The 26,005-nt window shown below is 70.8% G+C and carries 27 protein-coding genes; 16 read left to right on the top strand and 11 right to left on the bottom strand.

The features are described from left to right. The first annotated feature begins 16 nt into the window (after positions 1 to 16). Positions 17 to 478: a protein-tyrosine phosphatase family protein gene (locus tag QF032_RS13600; RefSeq protein WP_307056100.1), complete on the top strand. Its 462-nt coding sequence runs from the start codon at positions 17 to 19 to the stop codon at positions 476 to 478. Here the strand turns inward: QF032_RS13600 and QF032_RS13595 are convergent. After that, positions 459 to 923: a GNAT family N-acetyltransferase gene (locus QF032_RS13595; protein WP_307056099.1), complete on the bottom strand. Its 465-nt coding sequence runs from the start codon at positions 921 to 923 to the stop codon at positions 459 to 461. The two genes, QF032_RS13600 and QF032_RS13595, sit on opposite strands and share 20 nt — an antisense overlap. 185 nt (positions 924 to 1,108) lie before the next feature. Here QF032_RS13595 and QF032_RS13590 point away from each other — a divergent pair, with 185 nt between their 5' ends. Genes QF032_RS13590 through QF032_RS13555 form a run of 8 tightly spaced genes read left to right on the top strand, consistent with a single transcriptional unit; the run spans position 1,109 to position 9,328 of the window. Beyond that, complete coding sequence (locus QF032_RS13590; RefSeq protein WP_307056098.1) at positions 1,109 to 1,855, top strand: SCO2525 family SAM-dependent methyltransferase; 747 nt, start codon at positions 1,109 to 1,111, stop codon at positions 1,853 to 1,855. Between the two features lie 44 nt (positions 1,856 to 1,899). Next, positions 1,900 to 3,744: an SCO2524 family protein gene (locus QF032_RS13585; RefSeq protein WP_307056097.1), complete on the top strand. Its 1,845-nt coding sequence runs from the start codon at positions 1,900 to 1,902 to the stop codon at positions 3,742 to 3,744. Positions 3,745 to 3,747: 3 nt separating this feature from the next. Beyond that, entirely contained in the window at positions 3,748 to 4,668 is a 921-nt protein-coding gene (locus tag QF032_RS13580) for an SCO2523 family variant P-loop protein (RefSeq protein WP_307056096.1), read from the top strand. After that, positions 4,665 to 5,651, top strand: a complete 987-nt coding sequence (locus QF032_RS13575) for an SCO2522 family protein (RefSeq protein WP_307056095.1) — start codon at positions 4,665 to 4,667, stop codon at positions 5,649 to 5,651. The genes QF032_RS13580 and QF032_RS13575 overlap by 4 nt, the downstream gene beginning before the upstream one ends. 1 nt (position 5,652) lies before the next feature. Next, on the top strand, positions 5,653 to 6,621 hold the full coding sequence (locus QF032_RS13570; protein WP_307056094.1) for an SCO2521 family protein: 969 nt from the start codon (positions 5,653 to 5,655) through the stop codon (positions 6,619 to 6,621). A 41-nt stretch (positions 6,622 to 6,662) separates the two neighbouring features. Continuing rightward, positions 6,663 to 7,661 (top strand): hypothetical protein, encoded by a 999-nt coding sequence (locus tag QF032_RS13565; RefSeq protein ID WP_307056093.1) that lies wholly within the window; start codon positions 6,663 to 6,665, stop codon positions 7,659 to 7,661. Between the two features lie 49 nt (positions 7,662 to 7,710). Then, positions 7,711 to 8,460: a DNA repair protein RecO gene (gene recO, locus QF032_RS13560; RefSeq protein ID WP_057574747.1), complete on the top strand. Its 750-nt coding sequence runs from the start codon at positions 7,711 to 7,713 to the stop codon at positions 8,458 to 8,460. 31 nt (positions 8,461 to 8,491) lie between these two features. Next, positions 8,492 to 9,328 carry an isoprenyl transferase gene (locus QF032_RS13555; protein ID WP_307042800.1) on the top strand — a complete coding sequence of 279 codons (837 nt, stop codon included), beginning with the start codon at positions 8,492 to 8,494 and terminating at the stop codon, positions 9,326 to 9,328. 102 nt (positions 9,329 to 9,430) lie between these two features. Here the strand turns inward: QF032_RS13555 and QF032_RS13550 are convergent, their stop codons facing one another. From QF032_RS13550 to QF032_RS13535, 4 genes are read right to left on the bottom strand one after another with little or no spacing between them, the layout of a single operon-like run. After that, positions 9,431 to 9,841, bottom strand: a complete 411-nt coding sequence (locus tag QF032_RS13550; RefSeq protein WP_307042798.1) for a Fur family transcriptional regulator — start codon at positions 9,839 to 9,841, stop codon at positions 9,431 to 9,433. Between the two features lie 59 nt (positions 9,842 to 9,900). Continuing rightward, a complete protein-coding gene (locus QF032_RS13545; RefSeq protein WP_306952388.1) occupies positions 9,901 to 10,803 on the bottom strand; it encodes a metal ABC transporter permease in 903 nt (300 codons plus the stop codon). Further along, positions 10,803 to 11,579 carry a metal ABC transporter ATP-binding protein gene (locus QF032_RS13540; protein WP_306952389.1) on the bottom strand — a complete coding sequence of 259 codons (777 nt, stop codon included), beginning with the start codon at positions 11,577 to 11,579 and terminating at the stop codon, positions 10,803 to 10,805. Before QF032_RS13540 ends, QF032_RS13545 begins: the two co-directional genes overlap by 1 nt. 17 nt (positions 11,580 to 11,596) lie before the next feature. Next, the gene (locus QF032_RS13535) at positions 11,597 to 12,553 is read right to left on the bottom strand and encodes a metal ABC transporter substrate-binding protein (RefSeq protein ID WP_307042797.1); all 957 of its coding nucleotides are present in this window, start codon (positions 12,551 to 12,553) and stop codon (positions 11,597 to 11,599) included. Between the two features lie 218 nt (positions 12,554 to 12,771). Between QF032_RS13535 and QF032_RS13530 the strand changes: the two genes are divergently transcribed. Beyond that, positions 12,772 to 14,154 (top strand): glycine--tRNA ligase, encoded by a 1,383-nt coding sequence (locus QF032_RS13530; protein WP_306952391.1) that lies wholly within the window; start codon positions 12,772 to 12,774, stop codon positions 14,152 to 14,154. 69 nt (positions 14,155 to 14,223) lie between these two features. Here QF032_RS13530 and QF032_RS13525 read toward each other — a convergent pair whose 3' ends face one another. Continuing rightward, a complete protein-coding gene (locus QF032_RS13525; RefSeq protein WP_306952392.1) occupies positions 14,224 to 14,604 on the bottom strand; it encodes a hypothetical protein in 381 nt (126 codons plus the stop codon). Positions 14,605 to 14,779: 175 nt separating this feature from the next. Between QF032_RS13525 and QF032_RS13520 the strand changes: the two genes are divergently transcribed. Beyond that, positions 14,780 to 15,622, top strand: a complete 843-nt coding sequence (locus QF032_RS13520; protein ID WP_307056092.1) for a helix-turn-helix domain-containing protein — start codon at positions 14,780 to 14,782, stop codon at positions 15,620 to 15,622. Further along, entirely contained in the window at positions 15,604 to 15,807 is a 204-nt protein-coding gene (locus QF032_RS13515) for a DUF397 domain-containing protein (RefSeq protein WP_307056091.1), read from the top strand. Before QF032_RS13520 ends, QF032_RS13515 begins: the two co-directional genes overlap by 19 nt. Here QF032_RS13515 and QF032_RS13510 read toward each other — a convergent pair. Further along, positions 15,786 to 16,898, bottom strand: coding sequence for an endonuclease/exonuclease/phosphatase family protein (locus tag QF032_RS13510; RefSeq protein WP_307056090.1), 1,113 nt, complete (start codon positions 16,896 to 16,898; stop codon positions 15,786 to 15,788). The two genes, QF032_RS13515 and QF032_RS13510, sit on opposite strands and share 22 nt — an antisense overlap. 202 nt (positions 16,899 to 17,100) lie before the next feature. On the opposite strand from QF032_RS13510, the gene QF032_RS13505 reads away from it, so the two are divergent. Together QF032_RS13505 and QF032_RS13500 are read left to right on the top strand one after the other, a co-directional pair. Beyond that, positions 17,101 to 18,111, top strand: coding sequence for an aldo/keto reductase (locus tag QF032_RS13505; RefSeq protein ID WP_307056089.1), 1,011 nt, complete (start codon positions 17,101 to 17,103; stop codon positions 18,109 to 18,111). A gap of 25 nt (positions 18,112 to 18,136) precedes the next feature. After that, the gene (locus tag QF032_RS13500) at positions 18,137 to 18,733 is read left to right on the top strand and encodes a TetR family transcriptional regulator (RefSeq protein ID WP_307056088.1); all 597 of its coding nucleotides are present in this window, start codon (positions 18,137 to 18,139) and stop codon (positions 18,731 to 18,733) included. Positions 18,734 to 18,847: 114 nt separating this feature from the next. On the opposite strand, the gene QF032_RS13495 is transcribed toward QF032_RS13500, so the two are convergent. The 3 genes from QF032_RS13495 to QF032_RS13485 form a co-directional block, all read right to left on the bottom strand. After that, positions 18,848 to 19,870, bottom strand: coding sequence for an AraC family transcriptional regulator (locus QF032_RS13495; protein ID WP_307042785.1), 1,023 nt, complete (start codon positions 19,868 to 19,870; stop codon positions 18,848 to 18,850). Positions 19,871 to 20,178: 308 nt separating this feature from the next. Further along, positions 20,179 to 20,400 carry a hypothetical protein gene (locus tag QF032_RS13490; protein ID WP_307056087.1) on the bottom strand — a complete coding sequence of 74 codons (222 nt, stop codon included), beginning with the start codon at positions 20,398 to 20,400 and terminating at the stop codon, positions 20,179 to 20,181. Between the two features lie 149 nt (positions 20,401 to 20,549). Next, positions 20,550 to 22,004: an MFS transporter gene (locus QF032_RS13485; RefSeq protein ID WP_373430335.1), complete on the bottom strand. Its 1,455-nt coding sequence runs from the start codon at positions 22,002 to 22,004 to the stop codon at positions 20,550 to 20,552. 212 nt (positions 22,005 to 22,216) lie between these two features. Between QF032_RS13485 and QF032_RS13480 the strand changes: the two genes are divergently transcribed. Beyond that, entirely contained in the window at positions 22,217 to 23,098 is an 882-nt protein-coding gene (locus tag QF032_RS13480) for a helix-turn-helix transcriptional regulator (protein ID WP_307060248.1), read from the top strand. Between the two features lie 76 nt (positions 23,099 to 23,174). On the opposite strand, the gene QF032_RS13475 is transcribed toward QF032_RS13480, so the two are convergent. Beyond that, positions 23,175 to 24,620, bottom strand: a complete 1,446-nt coding sequence (locus QF032_RS13475) for an MFS transporter (RefSeq protein WP_307056086.1) — start codon at positions 24,618 to 24,620, stop codon at positions 23,175 to 23,177. A gap of 109 nt (positions 24,621 to 24,729) precedes the next feature. Here QF032_RS13475 and dusB point away from each other — a divergent pair, with 109 nt between their 5' ends. Continuing rightward, entirely contained in the window at positions 24,730 to 25,872 is a 1,143-nt protein-coding gene (dusB, locus tag QF032_RS13470) for a tRNA dihydrouridine synthase DusB (protein WP_307042778.1), read from the top strand. Positions 25,873 to 26,005: the final 133 nt, after the last annotated feature.

Below are 26,005 nucleotides of genomic sequence, written 5' to 3'. Positions count from 1 at the left end.
GCGTTGGAATGGAGTGATGCAGAAGGACACATGGGCCTGGAGTGAGGACGCCCCCGGAGTGCTCGCCCTGCCCTCCGGCCGGCTGATCCGGGGCCGCGGCCTGCGCCGCCCCCTCGACCCGGCGGCGCCCGTCCCCGCCTACGCCCTCTACCTCCTGGGCCGGCGCCCTCCGGTGACGTCCTGGGAGTCCCGCTGGGTCCGCTGGCCCGACTTCCGCCTCCCCGCCGACCGTGCGGACGCCCGCGCGGCCCTCACCGAGGCGTGGCGCCGGGCGGCCGGCGAACGCGTGGAGATCGCCTGCGCGGGCGGCCGCGGCCGCACCGGCACCGCCCTCGCCTGCCTGGCCGTCCTGGACGGCGTCCCCCCGAAGGCGGCGGTCGACTTCGTCCGCCACCACTACGACCGCCATGCGGTGGAAACGCCGTGGCAACGCCGCTACGTACGGCGGTTCGGCGCTCTCACAGAGCCAACGTCATGAGCAGCCGGTCCTCGCCGGGGCCGAAGTAGTCGGAGCGGGGGCCGCCTGGGTCGGGGGCGAACCCCAGGGAGATGTAGAGCCTGATGGCGGTGACGTTCTCCGGTCTCACCCCGAGACGGGCGGTGCGCGCGCCTTCGGCCCGCAGACGGTCCAGCGCCTCCCTCATCAGCTGCCGGCCCAGCCCGCGATGGCGCATGCCGGGTGCGACGCCCAGGGTCAGGATCCAGCTCTGCCCCTCGCTCGGCGGTGTGGCCAGCACGTATCCACACAGGCGGTCGCCGTCGTGGACCACGAACATGTGTTCCTTGAAGGCGTCGAGGAGCTGGCGCAGGACGAAGTAGGGGTAGGGCAGGTCGGGAAAGACCTCACGGTCCAGTAGGACGATGTCGGACATGTCCTGCTCGAGGGCTGTGCGTACCCGTAGGGACGGGCGAGTCGCTGGCATCGAACCAGAATTGCCCAGTGATCCGGGCCGTTCAAGTACCGGGATCAACCCGGTCACATCGAGTGCTGCCATGCGCCCCCTGTGCCTCCGCTCTCATAAAGCGATCGGGATTCAACAGAGGTCAGAGATCGACCCTGTTGATACCGTGGGGCATGTCTTTCGGATCATCGGGAAAACCGGCGCAGTTGAACGCGGAGGCGCAATGGGACGCCTTCGACCCCGTGGACTACGTCCGGAAGAACTATCGCACCGTGCTCCCGGTCGACGCGGAGATCATGTCGATCGTCCGCACCCACTTCAGTGATCATTTCCGCGGATTCCCGGGACTGCGGGTCCGGGGCGTGGATGTCGGCGCCGGCGCCAATCTCTATCCGACGTTCACGATGCTCCCCTGGTGTGACGAGATCACCTTGCTCGACCGGTCGACGCCGAACCTGCACTATCTGAAGCAGCAGTTCGACCGGCACGACCACGGCTGGGACGCCTTCTGGCGGGAGTTGTGCCTGGACGACGCCTATGCCGAGATGGCCGACGGGCCGTGGGAACGGTTCGGTGAGGTCGCCCGGGTCGAACAGGGCGACATCTTCGCGCTGGTCGACCGGCCGGGGCAGTGGCAGATCGGGACCATGTTCTTCGTTGCGGAATCCCTCTCCTCCTCCTACGAGGAGTTTTACGAGGGTGTCGAGTGTTTTTTGCGATCCCTCACCCCGGGCGCGCCCTTCGCGGCGGCGTTCATGGAACACTCCGAGGGCTACTGGGTGGGAGAAACCCCCTTTCCCGCGTGCGACGTCGGAGAATCCGACATCCGGGAGAGCATCAATGGGTACGCCGAGAGTCTGCGGATATACCGGGTCGGCGAGCCGGGGGAGGTGCGACCGGGTTACACGTCCATGATCCTTGCTTGCGGTTTCCGTCGAACGGGTAAATCCTGAGCGGCCCTTCCGGCGGGACGAAGAGATCTGTGAGGGGGCACAGAGTGCAGATCAAGCCACGTCAGCATCTGCTGGACATGTGGCAGGCCGTCGCCCGGCACTCCTTCGACGGCGGGGAGTGGTCGTGGGGGGAGTGGGGCGGCTGTAGCAGTGTGGCCGACGCGGAGCGGCTGCTCTGCCTTCTCTACCCCGCCACCGAGATCCAGGCGTTCCGCCTCGACACCCCGGACGTCACGGAGCCGGATGTGGCGAAGGCACTGAAGAACGTGGGCGACGTCGGCGACATCCCCGCACGACTCGTCGAGATCCTCGGCGACTTCATGGACAGGCATCGCGACGAGAACGGGCCCGTCTTCGCCGGCGGCCACTACTTCGCCCCGGCCGATCCCCGACAGCAGCTGTCCGCGGAACAGCGGAAGGCGGACGTCGTCGACTCCTACTCCATGTCGGTGAGTCTGTGCCTGGCCACCCTCGCCTTCTGCCAGGTCTACCGGGCCGGGACCAGGAGGGGGTCCACGCTGGCCCGTATCGACCGGCTCAGGGAGGACGCCGGCGTGCGACTCACCGCCGCCATGGTGGGCCTGCTGCGCTCCTTCACCGTCGACGTCGTCGACATCGCCTCCGACCAGGGGCAGGCACTCGCCCGACTGCTCGGCCGGGGCCGACTCTCCGACCGTCAGGTCCTGCAGCGCTTCCAGCGCCGCTTCACCTCGCTGCGCGCGGTGATCACCGAGAGCCTCAGGCTCGGCCTCGACGCCGACGTCCGAGACCAACTACGCGACGAACGGCGTCTGTTCGAGTGCGGCTGGGCGTGGAGCGTGGTGAAAGGCGCACCCGAGATCGACCTGGCGCCGGAGACCGCCCGGGCCGTCGGCGGACAACCCCAGGGCGTCGCCCGCCCCGTGCCCTACCTCCACTTCACCGTCGTCGCCCTCGACGGCATCATCGACCTCTTCTCCGAACGCACCCTCGTCCTCGGCCTGCTCACCGCCGAACAGCAGAAACTGAGCGACGCCCTGCGGTTGCGGTGGGAACTCACCCAGCAGTACTGGTCCGCCATCGCCCGCTTCGACGACGACGTCTGGCCGCTGGAGGACATCCCCTGGCGCACCACGCTCCAGCAGTTGGAGTCGGAGTACTTCTCGCTCACCGTCGTCTCCGTCCTCGTTCACGACCGGATGCGCGGCCCCACCAGCGACCACGATCTCCGCCGCATCATCGGCGTCGTGGAACGCCTCGCCGAACGCGGCGGGATCACCGGCGGCGCCAGCCGGGCCGCCCCGGCGATCGGCCTGCACAGCCCCGGGGTCACCATGCCGCTGCTCGGCAGCGAATCCCTGGGGCCGGCCATGACGTGGACGATGAACGACTTCTCCACCCAGCTGCTCAAACGGACCGTCCAACTGTGTGCCCTGTCACGGGACATCCCCTCAGTGGACCGCCTGCACAGACTCGCCGAGACGATCCTCGACCACGTCTGGGCGCGTCGTATCAAGGAGGGTGAAGGCGTCGGCCTCTGGGACGACGTGCCGGCGGCCCATCCTCCGGCACCCGTTCGCCAGGGACCCTTGTCCTGGAACCTCACCGAGCGCGTCACCGAGTGCATGGTCGCCGCCCACAAGCTCTACGACCAGCCTGCGAACCCCAGCGTCCAGCTGTCCCAGCTGGCACGGGACACGATCAGCGAGGCGGCCCACCTCCTCGGCAGGGAACAGGAGGAACATCCCGCCCCCGCCCCCAGGAGCCCTCAGGGGGAGGAGATCAGGAGCATCGAGGCAGACCTCCGCCGGGCCCGCCAGTTGGTCGAGGTACAGCCCGGCACCGCCTTCGCGCTGGTACTCGGAGTCCTCGAGCGGCTCGACAGCCTCGCCCGCGCCCGGGGGGTGTGAGCCGTGCTCCTCTTCGCCGCCTCCGACAAGGGAGGCACCGGCCGCTCGGTGACCAGTGCCAACCTCGCCTACCACCGCGCACTGAGCGGGGACGACGTCTGCTTCCTGGACTTCGACTTCGGATCGCCCACCGCCGCCGCTGTGTTCCACGTGCCCGACGCCCTGGCCGAGGCCGAAGGGCGCGGACTGCACGCCTATCTGCGGGGCGCCGTCGGGGAGCCCCTGCGTTTCGACGTCTGGGCCCGCACCGAACACCCCGCCCTGCGTTCCCGGCCCGGCGCATCCGGCCGGCTTGTCCTGATCCCAGGCGACCGCACCGGCGGGGAATTCGTCACCGACGAGGAGAACCTCCAACGCTGCGTCGACCTCCTGCTGAGACTGAAACGCGAATTCGACATCGTCGTGGTGGACTTGAGCGCCGGGCGCAGCTATGCGATGGAGCTCGCGCTCACCGCCACCTCGCCTCGCGGCGGGCTCGGAAGGCTGAAGCACCGCTGGCTCGTCTACCACCGCTGGACCCACCAGCATGTGACGGCGGCGGCCGAACTCGTCTACGGCAGACAGGGCATCCTGGAGACGGGCAGGGCCATGGGCCACCCGATCGACGAGCTCACCGGCTCGATCCGTTTCGTCCGGGCGGCCGTCCCCGTGCTGGAGGCGCCCATGTGGTCGCAGGTGTCGCCCGCGCAGTACGCCTGGATGCGGTACTGCGACAGGGAGCTCGAGGAGCTCGCCGCCGCCCAGCGTGTCGGCAGGACCAGAGTGCTGGCGTCCATTCCGCTGGAACCCGTCCTGCAGTGGCAGGAGCGCCTCATCACCGACGAGGACGTGTACGACAGCAGGATCGCCAACCTCGAGACCTGGCAGGCCATGGGAGACCTCTCGCAGAAGGTGACCGACGACACGTGCTGGGGGCAGGCGTGAAGCAGCCCGAATCCGTCTTCCGGGAGACCAGTGCCGATCCGCGCACGGAATCCGTGCCCTTCTCCCATCTCTCCCTCGAACTGGGCCACCTGTACATGGAGGACTTCCTCGAGGGCCCCGACCGGCTGCGCCGCCACTTCCGGACCGTACGGCCCTGGGCGGAGGCCGCCCGGGCCGGAGTCGGCCCGCTGCCCGCGGACAGGCGCCCCAGAATCAGCACCTGCTTCCTGATCGACGACTACTTCTCCCGGCTCTCCACCCCGGCCGCACTCATCCCACCGCTCCTGGAGTCCGCCGCGGAGGCCGGGCTGACCATCGACTACCTGGCGCTCGAATCGGGATGCGCCTCGCCCGGTCCGGGACACCAGGACCGGGCCGCACTCGCCGAGTCCGTCCTGCACCGGCTGGTGGAGTCCCCACCGCCCGGCAGCCAGGGCTTCCGGCCGCCCGTCAGCCGCACCGGCTGGCTCAGCAACGGCAGCCGCGCCCCCGCCCAGCGCACCTCCGCAGCCCTGGACCCGACCGGCTCGGTCTGGCAGCCGCCCAGCGAGACCGGCGCGCGCGGCCACTCCGTCTTCCTGGACGTCGAACTGTGGAACGGCCCCGAGGAGGAACGCACCTGGTCCTGCGCCTTCCTCGCCTCAGTCTGGCAGCTGGTCCGCCTCGGGCTGCTGCGCGACAGGGGCCGGGCGGTGCTCACCCCCACCCCCTGGGACCACCAGGGGTTCCCGGCCGAGTGGGACGCCCTGCCGCCCCTACTGCGCCTCAACCCGCGGGCGGCGCCCTTCACTGCGTACGCCACCTGCAGTGTGCTTCCCGCCCGCTTCCTGGCGGTCGAGCACGCCGTGCGCGTGATCCTCGAGCAGGTCCTCGTCGACGCCGACGCGCTCCGGCAGGTCGCCGAGCGGTCCGCGGCGGAGGGGTTCGCCGTGCACCCCGAACCGGTGGAGCGCACCTCCTACGTGTTCCCGTCCGGGCTGTGACATGAGCGGCCTGGGCGCCACCGACGGTCCGGTGCTGGTCTGCGGAGAGGTCCGCACCTGTCTGCTGCCCACCCGCCACGCCGTGGACGAGCGGACCGCCGTGCGACTGCTCCGGCTGCGGGCCGACGAACGCGTACGGGTCTCCCGGCACCCCAACCGGCACGCCCTCTCCCCGGACGTCCTCACCGGCGTCGACTGCCGGCTGCCCACCGCCACGGGCGTCCGCAGCCGCGCGGTGGGCACGGTGACGGCCCGCGCGGCACTCACCGAGGGCCGGGTCCTGCAGTCCACGGCCTACTTCTGCGCACCGGCCGCCGGGCCCGACCGCCGCCGGCCCTGGGGCTACTACCTCGTCCGGCCCGGATGGCTGGTTCCGGTCGGCCCGTTGCCCGAGAAGCAGGTCGCCGAAGGCTTCCTCGCGGAGATCCGGCCGGACGGGCTGGACGTCGGCTCCATCGCCGAGAGCCTCCTCGCGAGGATCTCCCGGCAGCACCGGATTCTCGACCACGACAGCCCGCTCACCACCACCGACACCAGTCTGCGCTGGACAGCCGCGGCCGCCGAGGACGGCGAGGAGGCGTCCCTGGTGTTCACCATGGTCGACGACAGCCTGCGTACCGTCGCCCTGCGGCTGCCGAGGGGCGCCGCGCCCGCGGCGGTCGCCGGTCTGTGCGAGGACCTCGCCCTGCACGACTGGCTGCTGACGACCGTCGCGAACAAGCTCGACGGACTGCGGGTGGGCTCCGGGGACGACCGGACCGCCCTGCGGGTGCTGCGCCCGCTCGTCGACCACCTGCTGCACCTGTGGATGCCGAAGGCCCGCGTCGACCGAACCGTGCACGGCGCATGGCAGGAGCTGGAGAGAAGCCCGGGCCACAGCAGGCAGTGGAACACCCTCACGCAGCGCATCCGCGACCAACTGGCGCTCCACGCAATTGCCTTGCGGAATGAGGTGCCGACCTCGCACTGACCGGGCACCATCTACGCACACCTGGGCGGGGAGGGGCGGGCATGGACGGAGAGCCGGGCACACCGGGGCCGGGCACGAGGAGCGGGGTGCAGATAGCGCCCGTCCTGCTCAAGACACTGGTCACCGTGGTGGTGGGCACGGTCGCCTATGTGATCACCAACCTGATCGACCAGTCCCAGGACGAACTGTGGAAGCTCGCGATGTCGATCGTGATCGGCGGCTCGGCGCTGATCGTGCAGTACATGGTCGACTTCGAGAAGCGCCTGGACTCCGTGGAGACGGGCCAGCACGCCCAGACGCGAGAGCTGCACGACCACTACACCCGGCTCAGCGACGCCGCCGGTCTGCTGCACGAGCTCGACCAGGTGGGCATGAGCACCGATGACGCCAAGCGGCTCATCAGGGGCGCGACCCAGGTGGGACTGCACGGCGGCACGGACATCGTGAAGGACTTCGTCCGCGCCGAGATCAAGAGCCTCGGCTCGGTCGTCACGGATCTCACCGGCGGCACGGCCCACTGGCCTCGCGACAACAACGAGTGGCTGATCAGCCTCACCAAGATCGCCCGGCACACCATCGACGCCACGAGCAGCTCTGTCGACCGTCCCTTCTGGGACACCGACCCGGCGGGGCCCTACCTGGTCGCGCAGATCGAGGCGATGCGGCGCCGCCAGGTGAGCGTCCGCCGCCTCTTCATGATCAAGGCGAGCGAGGCGCGCGAAGAACCGTTCATGGCCAGGTTCATGGAGCTCTGCCAGGAACAGCGTGACCTGGAGATCGATGTGCGCTTCATGGTGCTGCCCGAGCAACGCCGGCGGACCGGGCCGCCGACGAGGGACGTGGTGATCTTCGACAGCGCCCTGTGCCTGGAGTACACCACCGACCACCAGGGGAGCAACGTGCGCAGCAGGCTGGACGCGATCGCCGACAGCGTCCGTGACGAGGCGAGCCGCTTCGACACCCTGTGGGGGGCCGCCACCGAGCCGAGCCCCCGCCCCGACCTCAGCCCGAATCCCTCCCCGCCGGCCCCTCGTTCCTGATCCCCGCTGCCCGGCGCACCGCCCTCTCGGCGTAGGCGAGAATGGGGCCATGAGTCTGTTCCGCGATGACGGGATCGTGCTGCGCACCCAGAAGCTGGGTGAGGCGGATCGCATCATCACGCTGCTCACGCGCGGGCACGGGCGGGTGCGGGCGGTGGCGCGGGGGGTGCGGCGGACGAAGTCGAAGTTCGGGGCGCGGCTCGAGCCGTTCTCCCACGTCGACGTGCAGTTCTTCGCGCGGGGCAGCAGCGAGCTGGTCGGACGCGGACTCCCGCTGTGCACGCAGAGCGAGATCATCGCCCCCTACGGCGGCGGCATCGTGACCGACTACGCCCGCTACACCGCCGGGACGGCCATGCTGGAGACCGCCGAGCGGTTCACCGACCACGAGGGCGAGCCGGCCGTGCAGCAGTACCTGCTGCTCGTGGGCGCGCTGCGGACGCTGGCCCGCGGCGAGCACGCCCCGCACCTGGTGCTGGACGCGTTCCTGCTCCGGTCGCTGGCCGTGAACGGGTACGCCCCCAGCTTCGGGGACTGCGCGAGGTGCGGGATGCCGGGGCCCAACCGGTTCTTCTCGGTCGCCGCCGGCGGCTCCGTCTGCGCGGACTGCCGGGTGGCCGGCAGCGTCGTACCCTCGCCGCAGACCCTGGTCCTCCTGGGCGCGCTGCTCACGGGAGACTGGGAGACGGCCGACGCGTGCGAGCCGCGGCACGTCCGGGAGGGCAGCGGGCTGGTGTCCGCCTATCTGCACTGGCACCTGGAGCGCGGACTGCGCTCCCTTCGGTACGTCGAGAAATAAGCAAGCGAAAGTCTAAGGAGACGAGAGGCACATGGTCGTACGCGGGTTCCTGGGGCGGCAGCGTCGGGAGTACAGGACTCCACAGCCGCACCCGTCCGGCGCTCGGCCGCCGAAGCTCCCCGGTGAGCTGGTTCCCGAGCATGTGGCGATCGTCATGGACGGCAACGGGCGCTGGGCCAAGGAGCGCGGGCTGCCGCGCACCGAGGGGCACAAGGTCGGCGCCGAGCAGGTCCTCGACGTGCTGCAGGGCGCCGTCGAGATGGGTGTGCGCAACATCTCGCTGTACGCCTTCTCCACCGAGAACTGGAAGCGCTCGCCCGACGAGGTCCGCTTCCTGATGAACTTCAACCGCGACTTCATCCGCAAGACCCGCGACACCCTCGACGAGCTCGGCATCCGGGTGCGCTGGGTGGGCCGGATGCCCAAGCTGTGGAAGTCGGTCGCCAAGGAGCTCCAGGTCGCCCAGGAGCAGACCAAGGACAACGACCGGCTCACCCTGTACTTCTGCATGAACTACGGCGGCCGGGCCGAGATCGCGGACGCGGCGCAGGCGCTCGCGGAGGATGTGAAGGCGGGGCGTCTCGACCCGTCCAAGGTCACCGAGAAGACCCTCGCGAAGTACCTGTACTACCCGGACATGCCGGACGTCGACCTGTTCCTGCGGCCGAGCGGCGAGCAGCGCACCTCCAACTACCTGATCTGGCAGAGCGCGTACGCGGAGATGGTCTTCCAGGACGTCCTGTGGCCCGACTTCGACCGCCGCGACCTGTGGCGGGCCTGCGTCGAGTTCGCCTCCCGCGACCGCCGTTTCGGCGGCGCCACCCCGAACGAGGTCCTGCTGTCCCTGGAGGGCGAGCAGAAGGGCTAGGCCCGGCCAGGCCCTTCCCCGCGCGTCACCAGGGCGAGGCGCGTGGGGGCCGTGCGGCTTCCGAGGAGCGTCCACGGCGGCCGCCCGCGGCAGGCACGGCGGTCACTTGCCCGCGCACTCCGCGCACGTGCCGAAGATCTCCACGGTGTGGGCCACGCTGACGTAGCCGTGCTCCGCCGCGATCGCCTCGGCCCACTTCTCGACCGCCGGGCCCTCCACCTCCACGGCCTTGCCGCAGACGCGGCAGACGAGGTGGTGGTGGTGCTCGCCGGTGGAGCAGCGGCGGTACACCGACTCACCGTCCGAGGTGCGCAGGACGTCGACCTCGCCGGCGTCGGCGAGGGACTGGAGCGTGCGGTACACCGTGGTCAGGCCCACCGAGTCGCCCTTGTGCTTGAGCATGTCGTGCAGGTCCTGAGCGCTGCGGAACTCCTCGACCTCGTCGAGCGCCGCCGCCACCGCGGCACGCTGCCGGGTGGAGCGGCCCCTCACAGGCGGTCCAGCGGTCGTCACCGTCGTCTCCTCACGTCTGCGGCTTGCCGGGCCATTGTGCCAGCCGCGGCTGTGCGTGGTCAGACGCCGACCCCGTCCCCCGCGTCCCGGGTGGCCGGAATCGTGCACTCGGCCGGGTCGCCGGCGGGTCCCTGCGCGGCCAGGGCACGGGCGCGGCGGCGGGCCAGCGGGGCGGCCAGCACGCTCAGCGCGACGAACGCGGCGATGGTCAGCAGGACGATCGTCGCACCGGGCGGCACGTCCTGGTAGTAGGAGGTGACCGTGCCGCCGAGGGTCACCGTCACGCCGATCGCGACGGCGATCGCGAAGGTGGCGGCGAAGCTGCGGCTGAGCTGCTGGGCGGCGGCCACCGGGACCACCATCAGCGCGCTGACCAGCAGCAGGCCCACCACCCGCATGGCGACGGTCACGGTCACCGCGGCGGTGACGGCGGTCAGCAGGTTCAGCGCCCGCACGGGCAGGCCCGTCACGCGGGCGAACTCCTCGTCCTGGCTGACCGCGAAGAGCTGGCGGCGCAGACCCAGGGTGACCGCGACGACGAAGCCCGCGAGCAGGCAGATCGCGGTGACGTCCGACTCGGAGACGGTCGACAGCGATCCGAAGAGGTACGACGTCAGGTTGGCGTTGGAGCCGCCGGGCGCGAGGTTGATGAACATCACGCCGCCGGCCATGCCGCCGTAGAAGAGCATGGCGAGGGCGATGTCGCCGCGGGTCCTGCCGTACCAGCGGATCAGTTCCATCGCCACCGCGCCCAGCACGGACACGGCGGTCGCCATCCACACCGGGGAGGCGTTGAGGAGGAAGCCGAGGCCGACGCCGGTCATCGCGACGTGGCCGATGCCGTCGCCCATGAGGGCCTGGCGGCGCTGGACGAGGTAGATGCCGACCGCGGGCGCGGTGATGCCGACGAGGACGGCGGCGAGCAGGGCCCGCTGCATGAAGGCGTAGTCGAGGATGTCCATCAGCTCAGCAGTCCCGTGCGGATCGGTTCCACGCCCGCGGGCGCGTGCGGGTGTACGTGGTCGTGGCCGGGGAGGGCGTGCTGCCCGACGGCCGGGGTGGGCGGGCCGTCGTGCAGGACGCAGCCGTCGCGCAGGACGACCGCCCGGTCGATGAGGGGCTCCAGCGGGCCCAGCTCGTGCAGGACGAGCAGGACGGTCGTGCCCGCCGCGACCTGGTCCTTCAGGGTGCGGGCCAGGACCTCCTGGCTGGCGAGGTCGACGCCGGCCATCGGCTCGTCCATGATCAGCAGTTCGGGTTCGGCGGCGAGCGCGCGGGCGATGAGCACGCGCTGGTGCTGGCCGCCGGAGAGGGCGTCCACGTTGTCCTTGGCGCGGTCGGCCATGCCGACGAGGTCCAGGGCCCGGCGGACGGCCGTGTGGTCGGCCTTGCGGAAGACGCCGAAGCGCGTGCGGGAGAGCCGGCCCGAGGAGACGATCTCCGTCACCGTGGCCGGGACGCCGCCCGCGGCCGTGGTGCGCTGCGGCACGTAGCCGATCCGCGACCAGTCCCGGAACCGGCGGTGCGCGGTGCCGAACAGCTCGATCTCGCCCGCGTCGATCGCCACCTGGCCGATGACGCTGCGCACGGCCGTCGACTTCCCGGAGCCGTTCGCGCCGAGCAGGGCGACGACCTCACCGCGCCGCACGGTGAGGTCGACGCCCCGCAGCACGGGGCGCGAGCCCAGTTGGGCGCTGACTGCGCGCATCGCGATCACGGGCTCGGCCTTCGCGTCCATGACGCCCTCCGTAGAGATCACTTGGTTCCCAGGGCCGTCTGCAGCGCCTTGAGGTTCGCCTGCTGGACCGAGAAGTAGTCCTTGCCGCGGGACTTGTCCGTGATGCCCTCGATCGGGTCGAGGACGTCCGTCTTCAGTCCGGCGTCGCCGGCGATGGTCTTCGCGGTCTTGTCGCTGACGAGCGTCTCGTAGAACACGGTGGTGACGCCGTCTGCCTTGGCCATCTTCTCAAGTTCCTTCACGCGCGCGGCGCTGGGCTCCGACTCGGGGTCGAGGCCGTTGATGGCCTCCTCGGTCAGGCCGTAGCGCTCGGCGAGGTAGCCGAAGGCGGCGTGGGTGGTGACGAACACCTTGGTCTTCGTGTTCGCGAGCCCGTCCTTGAACTCGGTGTTGAGGTCGCCGAGCTTCTTCACCAGGGTCGCGGTGTTGGTCCTGTAGTCGGCCGCGTGGTCCGGGTCGGCCTTCTCGAAGGCCTTGCCGACGCCCTCGGCGACCTGGGCGTAGCGCACCGGGTCGAGCCAGATGTGCGGGTCGAGGCCGGCCAGCTCCTCGTTCTCGTGGTCGTCGTGCTCGGCCGCGTGGCCGCCGACCTCGTTGCCGTGCTTCTCCAGCGAGGTGAGGGAGGCGGCGTCGATCTTGGTCTTGACCTGGGACTGGGCCACCGCGTCGTCGACGGAGGGCTGGAGGTTCTTCAGGTAGAGCACCGCGTCGGATTCCTGGAGCGCGGCGGTCTGCTTGGCGCTGATCTCCAGGTCGTGCGGTTCCTGGCCGGGCTCGGTGAGGCTGGTGACGTGCACGTGGCCCCCGCCGATCTGCTCGGCGAGGAAGGCCATCGGGTAGAACGACGCGACGACGTCGAACTTGTCCGTGTTGGCCGCGGCCGCGCTGTCGGAGGAGCAGGCGGAGAGGGTGCCGAGGCCGAGGGCGGTGGCCGCCGCGACGGCCGTGCCGGATATGAGTCGTCGTACGTTCATGACAGTCATTTTCAACAAATATGGAAACCGTTGTCAACAAGCAGTCGGGCAAGGGTGCGGCAAGGGACCGGTAACGGCCCGGTAAGCCCCGAAGGGCTGCGGTATGGCCGCCGGGGACGGGGTCCCGATTTGGTCGAGGGGGAGTCCCCGCCGGTACCCTGAAGTCTTCGCTGGAAGCACCTCGCTTCGTCGCCCGTCGTCGTTATGAAGAGAGCACCGTGGCCGCCGACAAGATCGACACCATCGTCAGCCTGAGCAAGCGCCGTGGCTTCGTATTCCCCTGCAGTGAGATCTACGGCGGTCAGCGTGCCGCCTGGGACTACGGACCGCTCGGTGTCGAACTCAAGGAGAACCTGAAGCGCCAGTGGTGGCGCTACATGGTGACGTCGCGCGAGGACGTGGTCGGCATCGACTCGTCCGTCATCCTGGCCTCCGAGGTCTGGGTGGCCTCCGGTCACGTCGCCACCTTCTCCGACCCGCTCACCGAGTGCACCTCCTGCCACAAGAGGTTCCGCGCGGACCACCTGGAAGAGGCGTACGAGGCCAAGCACAAGCGCGCCCCGGAGAACGGCCTGGCGGACGTGAACTGCCCCAACTGCGGCAACAAGGGCCAGTTCACCGAGCCCAAGCAGTTCTCGGGCCTGCTCTCCACCCACCTCGGCCCCACCCAGGACACCGGCTCCATCGCCTACCTGCGCCCCGAGACCGCCCAGGGCATCTTCACCAACTTCGCCCAGGTGCAGACCACTTCGCGCCGCAAGCCGCCGTTCGGCATCGCGCAGATGGGCAAGTCCTTCCGCAACGAGATCACGCCCGGCAACTTCATCTTCCGCACCCGCGAGTTCGAGCAGATGGAGATGGAGTTCTTCGTCAAGCCGGGCGAGGACGAGAAGTGGCAGGAGTACTGGATGGAGCAGCGCTGGAACTGGTACACCGGCCTGGGCATGCGGGAAGAGAACATGCGGTGGTACGAGCACCCGAAGGAGAAGCTCTCCCACTACTCCAAGCGCACCGCCGACATCGAGTACCGCTTCCAGTTCGGCGGCAACGAGTGGGGTGAGCTGGAGGGCGTCGCGAACCGTACCGACTACGACCTCAACGCCCACTCCAAGGCCTCCGGCCAGGACCTCTCCTTCTTCGACCAGGAAGCGGGCGAGCGCTGGACGCCTTACGTCATCGAGCCCGCGGCCGGTGTCGGCCGCGCGATGCTGGCGTTCCTGCTCGACGCCTACGTCGAGGACGAGGCCCCCAACGCCAAGGGCAAGCTGGAGAAGCGCACGGTCCTGCGTCTCGACCACCGCCTCGCCCCGGTGAAGGTCGCGGTCCTTCCGCTCTCCCGCAACCCCGAGCTGTCGCCGAAGGCCAAGGGCCTCGCCGCCGCGCTGCGCCAGAACTGGAACATCGAGTTCGACGACGCCGGCGCGATCGGCCGCCGCTACCGCCGCCAGGACGAGATCGGCACGCCGTTCTGCGTGACGGTCGACTTCGACACCCTCGAGGACAACGCGGTCACCGTCCGCGAGCGGGACTCGATGAAGCAGGAGCGCGTCTCCCTCGACCAGATCGAGGGCTACCTCGCCGCCCGCCTGATCGGCGCGTAACCGCCCCGGCGTTCAGCGCCACGAGGCCGGCCCCGACGGGACTCCCGCCGGGCCCGGCCTCGTGCTGTGTCATGCCGGGCAGTTCCGCTCACGCTGGTGGCCGCGGAGCAGGACGTCGGCGTCGGTCTCCGCGCTGTAGTCGTACGCGGCGCGGGCCTCGGCGCGGCGCGTCGCGAGCTCGACGCACTCCGGGCAGTCCGGCACCGGCTCGGGCGGGCGGCGCAGGCCCAGCATGAACGGGCCGTCCGTGCGCGCCCGTTCGTTCGCCGCGCGCACGCCCGCGCGCAGCCGCTCACGCTCGGTCGCCGGCCGCAGCGCCGTCGGATCGGCCTGCCACTCCCGGCCGCCGCCGACCGGCCGCAGCATCGCGTAGGGGCCGGAACGGTCCTGGTACTCGCCGAACCTGTCCGTTGCCGGGTCGTAGAGGAGGGTGCCGGGTTCGTGCTGCATGTCGTCCGCTCCTTATGGCCAGGATACCCAACTTCCGTACGGAATGTGAGGGTTGGGATACTCTGGGTGGTGGGGGTCGTCGTCAGGATGACCCCCGGGCGGGGCCGACATGCCGTCGACGAGGCCTTCGTGGGCGTTCAGCCGCGCAAATTCCACAAATGCGGAAGGAGCGGGGATGCCGGCGAGGAGAGTGGTCACGGGGCGCAGCCAGGAGCCCCGGCGACGGTTCGCGGAGGAGCTGCGCCTGCTGCGCGCGGGCAGGGGGGACAGCCTGCGGCAGTTGGAGGAGGTGCTGGGCTGGACCGCGTCGACCTTCGGGAAGATGGAGGGCGGGCAGAGCCTCGGCAGCCCGGAGGTCGTCGAGGCGCTGGACCAGCACTACGGGACGGCGCCGATGCTGCTGACGCTGTGGGAGCTGGCGGTCGCGGACCCTTCGCAGTTCAAGGAGCAGTACCGGCGGTACATGGCCCTGGAGGCGGAGGCGGTGAGCCTGTGGCAGTACTCGGTGAGTAGGCCACCAGGATTGCTTCAGACGCCCGGGTACGCGCGTGAGGCACTCGCGGCGGGTGGTCTTCAGGGGGACGAATTGGAGCAGCAGGTCGACGCTCGCGTGGGACGACGGAAGTTGCTGGACGAGGCCGAAGCGCCACCGTTCCGCGTGATCCTCTCCGAGATGGTGCTGCGCAACGCGCTGCGTAACCGCAGGGAATGGCGTGGACAGTTGGAACATCTGCTGGAGGCTGCGGAGCGCCCGAACGTCGCCCTGCACGTGTTGCCGTTCGGCGCCGGGCTGCACGGCTTGGACAGCACTGACTCCATGTTCCTGAGGCTTCTGGATGGCCGTACCGTGGCCTATACAGAAAACGACGTGCGCGGTGAACTGGTAGAGGAAGCAGGCAAGGTGGAGCGTTTGCACCGCACATATGATGCGGTGCGTGACCTGGCGCTCAGCCCTGCCGAGTCACGGATGTTCATCTTGCGAGTGCTGGAGGAAGTGCCGTGCGAGCCATCGACCTGACCGGTGTGACGTGGCGCAAGAGCAGCTACAGCAACTCGGACGGCGGCAACTGTGTCGAGGTCGCCGCAGGCGTCCCCACCCTCGTCCCGGTTCGGGACAGCAAGGATCCGGACCGGGGTGTGCTCCTCTTCGGCGCGGACGCCTGGAGCTGCTTCGTGCGCGCCTACAGGTCGACGTCCGTGTAGAGGGCGGCGTGGTCGGAGGCCGCGTCGACCTTCGAGGTGACGGTGTCGAAGGACTTGATGCCGTCCGCGAAGATGCCACGGGTCTCCAGGCCGACCTGCTGGACCTCCTGCCACACCTCGGGCGACAGCAGCAGGTAGTCGATCTTGTCCCGCTCGCTCTTGCACTCACCGAACGTGCCGGGCAGTCCGTGGTAGGAGCGGTGACTCATCACGTCCCGCAGCCCGGTCCCCTCCAGTACCGCGGCCGTGTCGCTCGTCGGGTGGTCGTTGAGGTCCCCGGCGACGATGACGTGCGGGGTGCGCTCCAGCGCGGCCCGGTAGATCTCCGCGACCCGCTTCCCCTGGGCCAGCCGCAGTTCCGGGTCGTCCTGGGACTTGCTCTTCAGGTGGTTGCCGAGGATCACCAGGGGCGTGCCGTTGAGCTGGATCTCGAACTCGGGGCAGTCGCGGCTGAAGAGGCGCTGGTTGGGACGGTCCGGGTTGGTCTCGGAGAGATGGGACCGGACGGACGTGATGGGATGCCGGCTGAAGATCCCGATGTCGATGCCCCGGCTGTCGTTGCCGTCGATCAGCATGACGTAGGGGTACGGCCGCCGGTCGAGCGCTCCGGCGAGCACCTGCGTGTTGAAGCGCTCCAGGGTGAGCCGGTCCTCGACCTCCACGGTGAGCAGGATGTCGGCGTCGACCTCCGAAACCACCCGGCCGGTGTTGCGCACGGTGTCCAGGTCGAGGTCGTCCTGCCCCAGTTCGGCCCAACCGGCCCACGCGAAACGGCCCTTGGCGGTGACCTCGATGCGGGGGTGCTTACCCGGCCCCGGCGGCTTGAACAGCCCGGAGTCCTTGCCCGGCCGTGACTGGTTCACGTAGATCGGCGGCGGGTCCTTCGGGTCGATCGCGTACGCCCGGTGCTTCTCGACGAGCCCGGCGATCTTCTTCTTGTCGTCGTCCGTGTACACCGGCAGGTCGAGGAGGGAGACCAGCGTGGCGAAGTCGTCCAGGATCTCCTTGCGCTTCGCCGGGTCCTCGATGCGGAACGCGGTGGGCCGGCGGAAGAGGTTCTCCATGTTGAACGTGGCGATGCGGATGCTCATGGCAGCCTCCATGGCGGCGCGAAGGGCCGCTCGTCGGCGGCAGGCGCCGCCGAGGTGACTGCGCACCGACATATCCCATTGTCCTCGCGTCTCGCGCCCCGTCGACCGGACGGACCGCGGTGGGGGCCGAGCCGGCGACTCCGTGACAAGTGACGGATGACAGATATTGAAATCTGTCATCCGTCATGTAAGGCTGATGCGCATGACGATGCGAACCCGCTCCCTCGGCCTCACCGGTCCCCAGGTCTCCGCCCTCGGCCTCGGCTGCATGGGCATGTCCGCGCTGTACGGCGGCGGGGACCGGGCCGAGGGGATCGCGACCATCCACGCCGCCCTCGAGGCCGGCGTGACGCTGCTGGACACCGGCGACTTCTACGGCATGGGCCACAACGAGCTGCTGATCGGCGAAGCGCTGCGCACCGCGCCCGCCGCCCGTCGCCAACAGGCCCTGACCAGTGTGAAGTTCGGCGCCCTGCGCGGGCCGGACGGCGCCTGGTCCGGCTACGACGGCCGGCCCGCCGCCGTGAAGAACTTCGCCGCCTACTCCCTCCAGCGCCTGGGCGTCGACCACATCGACGTCTACCGCCTCGCCCGGCTCGACCCCGACGTGCCGATCGAGGAGACGGTCGGCGCGATCGCCGAACTCGTCGAGAAGGGGTACGTCCGGCACATCGGCCTCAGCGAGGTCGGCGCCGAGACCATCCGCAGGGCCGCCGCCACCGCCCCGATCGCCGACCTCCAGATCGAGTACGGGCTGATCTCCCGCGGCATCGAGAAGTCGATCCTGCCGGCCACCCGTGAACTGGGAATCTCGATCACCGCGTACGGCGTGCTGTCGCGCGGACTGATCTCCGGGCACTTCACCGCCGACCGCAAGCTCGCAGCCGACGACTTCCGGGCCCACTCGCCCCGTTTCCAGGGCGACAACCTCCAGCACAACCTGAACCTGGTGGAGGCCCTGCGGAAGATCGCCGGGCAGAAGGGCGTCTCCGTCGCCCAGATCGCGATCGCCTGGGTGCTGGCCCAGGGCGAGGACATCGTGCCGCTGATCGGCGCCCGGTCCAGGGAGCGGCTCGCGGAGTCGCTGGGCGCGCTGGACGTCGTCCTGGACGCCGCCGACCTCACCGCGATCGAGGAGGCCGTCCCGGCCGACGCGGCCGCAGGCGAGCGCTACGCGGCCGCCGCGATGGCCCACCTCGACAGCGAGCGCTGACCCGCCCTGCGGGTACGGTCTGAGCATGCCACCGAGCACCGAGACCCTGACCGCCGAGCGCATCCTCGAGGCGACCGAGGAGGTGCTGCGCCGGCACGGCCCGGCCAAGGCGACCGTGGTCGACGTGGCCCGCGCGCTCGGAGTCAGCCACGGCAGTGTCTACCGGCACTTCCGCACGAAGGCGGCGCTGCGGGCGGCGGTCACGAAGCGGTGGCTGGACCGTACGTCGCAGACCCTGTCCGCCATCGCCGCCGACGCGACACGAGCTCCGCAGACCCGGCTGCGCGACTGGCTCGCGGCGCTGTTCGAGGCCAAGCGCCGCAAGGCGGACGACGACCCCGAACTGTTCGCCACGTACATGGTGCTGACCGGGGAGACCGGTGACGTGGTCGACGAACACCTCGCCGACCTGACCGGCCAGCTGACCCGGATCATCGAGGCGGGAGTCGCGTCCGGCGCGTTCACCGCCCCCGACCCGCGGGCCACCGCCCGCGCCGTCTTCCACGCCACCGGCCGCTTCCACGACCCCGGCTACCACCGGGTGTGGCAACGGCAGGGCGTCGAGGACGACTTCACGGCCGTGGTCGACCTGCTGCTACGGGGACTGCGCGCCCCCTCCTGAGGACCTGAGGACCTGAGGGCCTGAGGACCTCGACGGTTCTGAGGGGCGTGGCCCGGACGTTCCTGACGCTCGCGGCCCGAACGGGCTGTCACCGGCGCGGCCGGACGGAGACGACTACTCGACTTCCTCGTCCCCCGGAGGAGCCGTCAGCGCCAGGAACCGGTACTCCGTGGGCGACATCCCGTACGTGGCGCGGAAGGCCCGGGTGAAGTCGGAGGCGCGGAGGATGCCCCAGCGGGCGGCGATGACGTGGACCGGCGTGGTGAGCAGCGCGGGGTTCGCCAGATCGCGGCGGGCGCCCGCCAGCCGTTGGCCCCGGATCCAGGCCGCGACCGTCTCGCCCGTCCCCTCCTCCTGGAAGAGCCGGTGCAGATAGCTGAGGGAGATGTGGTGCGCGGCGGCGACGACGGGCGGCCGCAGCTCCGGGTCGTGCAGATGCTGGCGGATGAACGCCCGGATCCGGGTGATCGTGATTCTGCGGTGGGCCTCCGGCGTCAGGGCGGCCTCCGCCTCCAGCTCATGGGCGAGCCACGCCGCCAGCAGGTCGACCAGGACCATGCCCAGGCGGGGCGCGTCAGCCGGCTGGAGGAAGGCGGCCTGCTGGTCGAGGCCGGTGAGGAACCCCGTCAGCAGAGCGCCCGGTCCCTCCCGTCCCGACAGCCGCCTGCCCAGGAGCTCCCGGACCCGGGCCGGCGGCAGCGGCAACAGCGACCTGGGGACCTCCACGCCCACCCCGGTGACGAACGGGACCTCCCGGCCGGGCGACGGCTGCATGCCGTAGGGCTCGACGACGTACGGGCGTGAGCTGTCGGACAGCCACAGGTCCTGCGGGCCGTACGTCTCGGACCGCCCCACGTGGTCGAAGCCGAGCCCACCGCCCAGCACCAGCGACAGGTGGTACTCCTCGGGGTCGGACTGGCGCACCAACCGCGCGTTGCGCCGGTAACGCGTCGGCAGCACCCGGACGGGCCACACCCGCACCGCCCCCAGTTCGAGCAGCCGCTGCTCCGCCCGGAAGTCGGCGGCGTAGTCACTGCTCATGTCGCTGGGCGCGATCGTGCGGTCCATCAACTGACGCCAGTACTCGAACCTGTCCGCCACCGGCACGTCCGCGGTGCGGAACGCCGTCCCGATCATCGCGCCCCTGCTCTCCGTCCGTGTTCCGGGGCCCCTGTCCGTCCCCGTCTCTCTCGGTCTGACCGTTCCTGCTTCTGCGGAGGGTACTTCAGCTTTCAGGAAGCGGATTCAGGGCCCCGGTCGACGCCAACTCGCCGCCGCGCACCGCCAGAAGGCCCGCGTCGGCGGCGTCGGGACCGGGTCCGTCCTCGCGGTCCGGGTGAGGAGGACGGCGACCGGTTGATCGAGGCGACGCGGAGCAGGAAGTCCCCCAAATCTCTTCCTTATCTCTTCCTTCGCCACCGACACGACCCCGGAACTCCCGGAAGTCATCGCGGCTCGCCGCCGCCTCCCGAGGGATCCACGGTCGCCTGGTGCTCCTTGGCGAGATGCTCCTCCGCCTTCAGCCAGGGCAGGAACTGCGCCCCTGTGCGCCAGCCGCACGTCTCGCAGCTGATGGTGCGCTGCACACCCGCACGCCGCACCCGGACGACGTGCCGCCGGCCGTGCTGGTCGAAGCGGCTCACCTTGCTCGTGTTGCTCTCCGGCATGACGTCTCCCAGTGTCCGAGGGACAGCGCGGCCGCCCCTGCAAGGGCCACTCGGAGTGTGCAGCACGACCGACATCAACAGGGACTCCGGGGTGACGACTTGACCAAGCCGTTCCCCGACCTCTCCACGGCGGTCACGCCCGGCCGGCCTCAGCCCACCTTGCGGGGCAGCCGCAGGCTCAGCAGCCCGGTCACGGCCACCCCGGCCAACTGCACGGCCAGCGTGGTCAGCAGGGCGTCCCGCATGCCCATCCCCGGGACCAGGGAGAGGAACAGGGTGCCGAGGGTGGCCACACCCAGGGCCAGCGAGGCCTGTTGGGTGGTCACCATCACTCCGCTGCCGACGCCCGCCCGGGCCGGCGGCACCTCGGACATCACGATCCGCATCACGACGGGCAGCTGGAGCGCCTGCCCCGCACCGGCGACCGCCGCGCCCGGCAGCAGCTCGGCGAAACCGACGTCCGGCCAGTCGGCGCGCACCGCGAGCACGATCAGCACGACGCCCACGCCCTGCAACACCGCGCCCGCGGTCACCACCCGCGCCCCGAACCGTGCCACCAGGCGCGGCCCGGCCAGTGAGGCGAGGAAGAACGTCAGCGCCATCGGTGCGAGCGCGAGACCGGCCCGCACCGGACCCAGCCCCGCCCCGCTCTGCAACGCCACGGCGATCACGAACATGAATCCGCTGAAGCCGACCGCTAGGGGCGCCATGATCGTCAGGCCGCGCCGCAGGGTGGTCAGGGCGAACAGGCTCGGCGGCACCAGCGGTGTGCGGCCCCGCCGGTCGGCCCGCCGTTCCACGGCATAGAACGCGCCGGTGACCAGGGGGAACGCGGCCAGCGACAGCCAGGTCCACAGCGGCCAGCCTGCCGCCCTGCCCTCGGTGAGCGGGGCGAGCAGGGTGAGGAGCGCGGCGGCGAGGAGAACGGTGCCGGCTCCGTCCACGGGCTCGGGGCGCTGCGAGCGGGTCTCCGGGACGGTACGGACGGCCAGCAGCAGCCCGACGATCACGAACGGCACGTTGACCAGGAACACGGACCGCCAGCCGCTGCCGGCGATGTCCGCGGCGACCAGCACGCCGCCGAGGATCTGGCCGGCCACCATGGACAGCCCGGCGGTCGCGCCGTACAGGCTCATCGCCCTGGCGCGGCGCGGGCCCGCGGTGGCCGACTGGATGGTGGCGAGCACCTGCGGCACCATCGCGGCGGCCGACGCGCCCTGCGCGACCCGGGCCGCGACCAGCGACCACGCGTCGGGAGCGAGCCCGCAGGCCAGCGAGGTCAGGCCGAAGGCGGCCATGCCGCCCAGGAAGAGCCGCCGCCGGCCGAACAGGTCGCCGAGCCGCCCGCCGAGCACGAGCAGCACCGCGTACGCGAGTCCGTACCCGGCGACGACGAGTTCGAGGACGGACTCGCTCGCGGCGAGGTCCCGGCCCATGGTGGGCAGGGCGACGTTGACGATGAAGAAGTCGATGAGGGGGAGCGCCGCGCCGAGCAGCACCGTGAACAGCCCGAGCGGGCCGAGGGCGTGGTCCGGCGCCAGGGCGCCGGCGCCCCGGGATGCGGAGGCGGGGACGGTTGCGGGGGTCGAGGTTGTCTGGGTCACGCCGCCGAGCCTGCGCCGTCCCACAGACGGGTACCAGAGTCTCCTTATCCTGGTAGAAGGAGTACCTGGCAACAGGATCCGCGCGGCGGCAGGCTGGAGACATGACGACCATGGCCCAGGAGACGACGAGCACCACGACCACCGCAACGGCGGGTGCGGCCGGAGCGGCCGGGACGGCGAGTCCGGTCGGGCCGATGGGTTCGGCCGGGACGATGAGCGCGGCCGAGACCATGAGCGCGACCGGAGCGGCGGGCGGCTCGGAGACCCGGCGCCACGAACTGGCCGCCTTCCTGCGCAGCCGCCGCGAACGCATCACGCCCGAGCAGGTCGGCCTCCCGCGCGGTGCGCGCCGCCGCACGCCCGGTCTGCGCCGCGAGGAGGTCGCCCATCTCTCGGCCGTCGGCGTCACCTGGTACACCTGGCTCGAGCAGTCCCGGGACATCCACGTCTCGGTCCAGGTGCTGGACGCCCTCGCCCGCACGCTGCTGCTCGACCCGAGCGAACGGGCCCACCTCTTCCAGCTGGCCGGCGCGACGGACCCGACGCCCGCCTCCTCCTGCGCCGGCGTCACCGACGCGGTGCGTCTGCTGCTCGACCAGCTCGACCCGCTCCCCGCCTGCGTCCAGAACAGCCGCTACGACATCCTGGCCTACAACCGCACCTACGCCCATCTGCTGTGCGACCTCGACGCGATCCCGCCGCAGGACCGCAACTGCATGGTCCTCATCCACACCCATCCGCAGTGGCGCGAGTCGGTCGTCCACCTCGACGCGTCCATGCGCCTGATGGCGGCGAAACTGCGCGCCTCGATGGCCGGTCACCTCTCCGAGCCCGCGTGGAAGATGCTGGTCAAGCGACTGCAGGCGGAGTCACCGGAGTTCCGCGAGAACTGGGAGCGTTACGAGGTGGTGGTCGGCCGCAGCAAGACCAAGGAGTTCCGCAACCCCCACGTCGGCCTCCTCACCCTCACCCACACCGACCTCTGGCTGAGCCCGGACCACGGGGCGCGCATGGTGACGTACACGCCGGTGGACGAGGAGAGCCGGGAACGTCTGGAGAAGCTGCATGCGTACGCCCAGGGCGCGGCGCGGTGACGGTCCTCCGGTCGATCAGGCCGGGACGCGCGGCCATGCTCGGCCGCCGCTCCGCGATCCCGCGGCCTTGCGCGGGTCAGGCGGTGACGCCCGCCGCCTCGCGGACGTCCGGGGCCTCCAGCTGCTCCGCGGTGCGCTCGGCCGTGCGTCGGGCCCACGGGCCGGTGGTCAGGACACCGAGGGCGAGGACGACCGCGCCGCAGCCGGTGAGGATCCACCAGCCGGGGACGGCGGCCTCGGTGAAGGTGGCGCGGTACGACGAGGCGCTCACGCCCGCCGCCAGAACGGCGCCGATCACCGCGACGCCGAGGGTCTGGCCCAGCTGGCGGCTGGTGGAGGCGACCGCCGCCGCAACCCCCGCCTGACTGCGCGGCATGCCCGACACCGCCGTGTTGGTGATGGGCGCGTTCACGAACCCGAAGCCCACCCCGAACAGCACGTACCCGAGGAACAGCGTCGCGTCGGACGTCTCCGCGTCGAACAGGGCGAACAGCAGCCCGCTGAGCGTCATCGCCGTCCCCGCGACCACCAGCGGCAGCCGCGGGCCGCGGGCGCCCACCAGCCGGCCCGACAGCGGGGCGCACAGGAACGTCGGCACCGCCATGGGGAGCATCCACAGCCCCGCGTGCAGGGCGTCGAGGCCCCGCACGTTCTGCAGGTACAGCGTCGACAGGAACAGGAACCCGCCCAGCGCGGCGAACGCGCTGATCGCGACGACGGTCGCCCCGCTGAACGGCGCCGAGCGGAAGAAACGCAGGTCGATGAGGGGTTCGGCGCGGCGGGGCTCGTACCGCAGCAGGCCCAGCAGGGCGGCGACCGCGACGGCGGCGAAGGGACCGCTGGTGGTCGCGCCCGCCTCGGGAGCCTCGATGATCGCGTACGTCAGACTGCCGAAGAGGACGATGACCAGCAGCTGGCCGACCGGATCGGGGCGGCGGGCCTTCGGCGCACGCGACTCGGGGACGTACCGCAGGGTGGCCAGCAGGGCCGCCAGGCCGACCGGCAGGTTGATCCAGAAGATGGAGCGCCAGCCCACCGACTCCACGAGCAGTCCGCCCAGCAGCGGGCCCGCGGCCATCGAGATGCCCACCACCGCACCCCACACGCCGATCGCCCGGGCGCGCTCGCGCGGATCGGTGAAGGTGTTGGTGATGATCGACATGGCGACCGGGTTCAGCATCGAGCCGCCGACCGCCTGCACCGTCCGCGCCGCGACCAGCAGCTCCAGGTTCGGGGCGAGCGAGCACAGCAGGGAGCCGGCGGCGAACACGACCAGGCCGGCCATGAACACCTTCTTGCGGCCGACGCGGTCGGCGGTCGACCCGGCCAGCATCAGCAGCGCCGCCAGGACCAGGGTGTAGGCGTCGATCGTCCACTGGAGGCCGGCGGTCGTCGCGTGCAGGTCGCGCTGCATCGCGGGCAGGGCGACGTTCAGGACCGTGACGTCCAGGCTCACGATCAGCAGGCTCATACAGCAGATCGCGAGAACCAGGAGACGTCGGCGAGGGCTGAGCTCGGGCATGCGTTCCATCGTACGCCGATATCGATAGTGCGTCTAACTAATGAGTCCTGCACGATCTCGCGGGCAACCGGGAAGCGGACTACCCCTTCGCATACGCGACAATGGAGCAATGTCCACGCCCGTGTCCCCCCTGCAGATCGGCCCGCACACCGTCCGGCCGCCCGTCGTCCTGGCCCCCATGGCCGGGATCACGAACGCGCCCTTCCGCACCCTGTGCAGGGAGTTCAGTGGCGGCAAGGGCCTGTTCGTCAGCGAGATGATCACGACCCGGGCGCTGGTCGAACGCAACGAGAAGACCATGCAGCTGATCCGCTTCGACGCGACCGAGAAGCCGCGTTCGATCCAGCTGTACGGCGTCGACCCGGCCACCGTCGGCAAGGCCGTCCGCATGATCGCGGAGGAGGACCTCGCCGACCACATCGACCTCAACTTCGGCTGCCCGGTCCCCAAGGTGACCCGCAAGGGCGGCGGCTCCGCGCTCCCGTACAAGCGCCACCTGCTGCGCGCGATCCTGCGCGAGGCCGTCAGCGGCGCCGGCGACCTGCCCGTCACCATGAAGATGCGTAAGGGCATCGACGACGACCACATCACCTATCTCGACGCGGGCCGCATCGCCGTCGAGGAGGGCGTGACGGCCATCGCCCTGCACGGCCGCACGGCCGCCCAGCACTACGGCGGCACGGCCGACTGGGAGGCGATCGCGCGCCTGAAGGAACACGTCCCGGAGATCCCCGTCCTCGGCAACGGCGACATCTGGTCGGCGCGGGACGCGCTGCGGATGGTCCGCGAGACCGGCTGCGACGGGGTCGTCGTCGGACGCGGCTGCCTGGGCCGCCCGTGGCTGTTCGCCGACCTCGTGGCCGCCTTCGAGGGCCGCCCGGACGACATCGCCGAGCCGTCGCTGCGTGAGGTCGCCGACGTCATGGTCCGCCACGCGACCCTCCTCGGCGAGTGGATCGGCGACGAGTCCAAGGGCGTCGTCGACTTCCGCAAGCACGTCGCCTGGTACCTCAAGGGCTTCGCGGTCGGCAGCGAGATGCGCAAACGCCTCGCGATCACCTCCTCCCTCGCCGACCTGCGGGCCGGACTCGACGAACTGGACCTCGACCAGCCCTGGCCCGCCGGCGCCGACGGCCCCCGCGGCCGTACCTCCGGCAACAACAGGGTCGTCCTCCCGGACGGCTGGCTGAAGGACCCGTACGACTGCGCGGGCATCAGCGAGGAGGCGGAACTCGACACCTCGGGCGGCTGAACCCGGGTTGCTGAACCCGGGTTGCTGAACCTCGGGCGGCTGAGGGGCCCGGCGGCCCCCGGCCCGCCGCCTCCGGCCCGAGGCCCCCGGCCCGCCGCCTCCGGCCCGAGGCCCCCGGCCCGCGGGCACCGCC

The sequence above is a fragment of the Streptomyces achromogenes genome (genome assembly GCF_030816715.1).
Classification (GTDB): domain Bacteria; phylum Actinomycetota; class Actinomycetes; order Streptomycetales; family Streptomycetaceae; genus Streptomyces; species Streptomyces achromogenes_A.
Note: the sequence above shows the minus strand (reverse complement) of the source record. Positions and strands in the feature narration are given on the sequence as shown.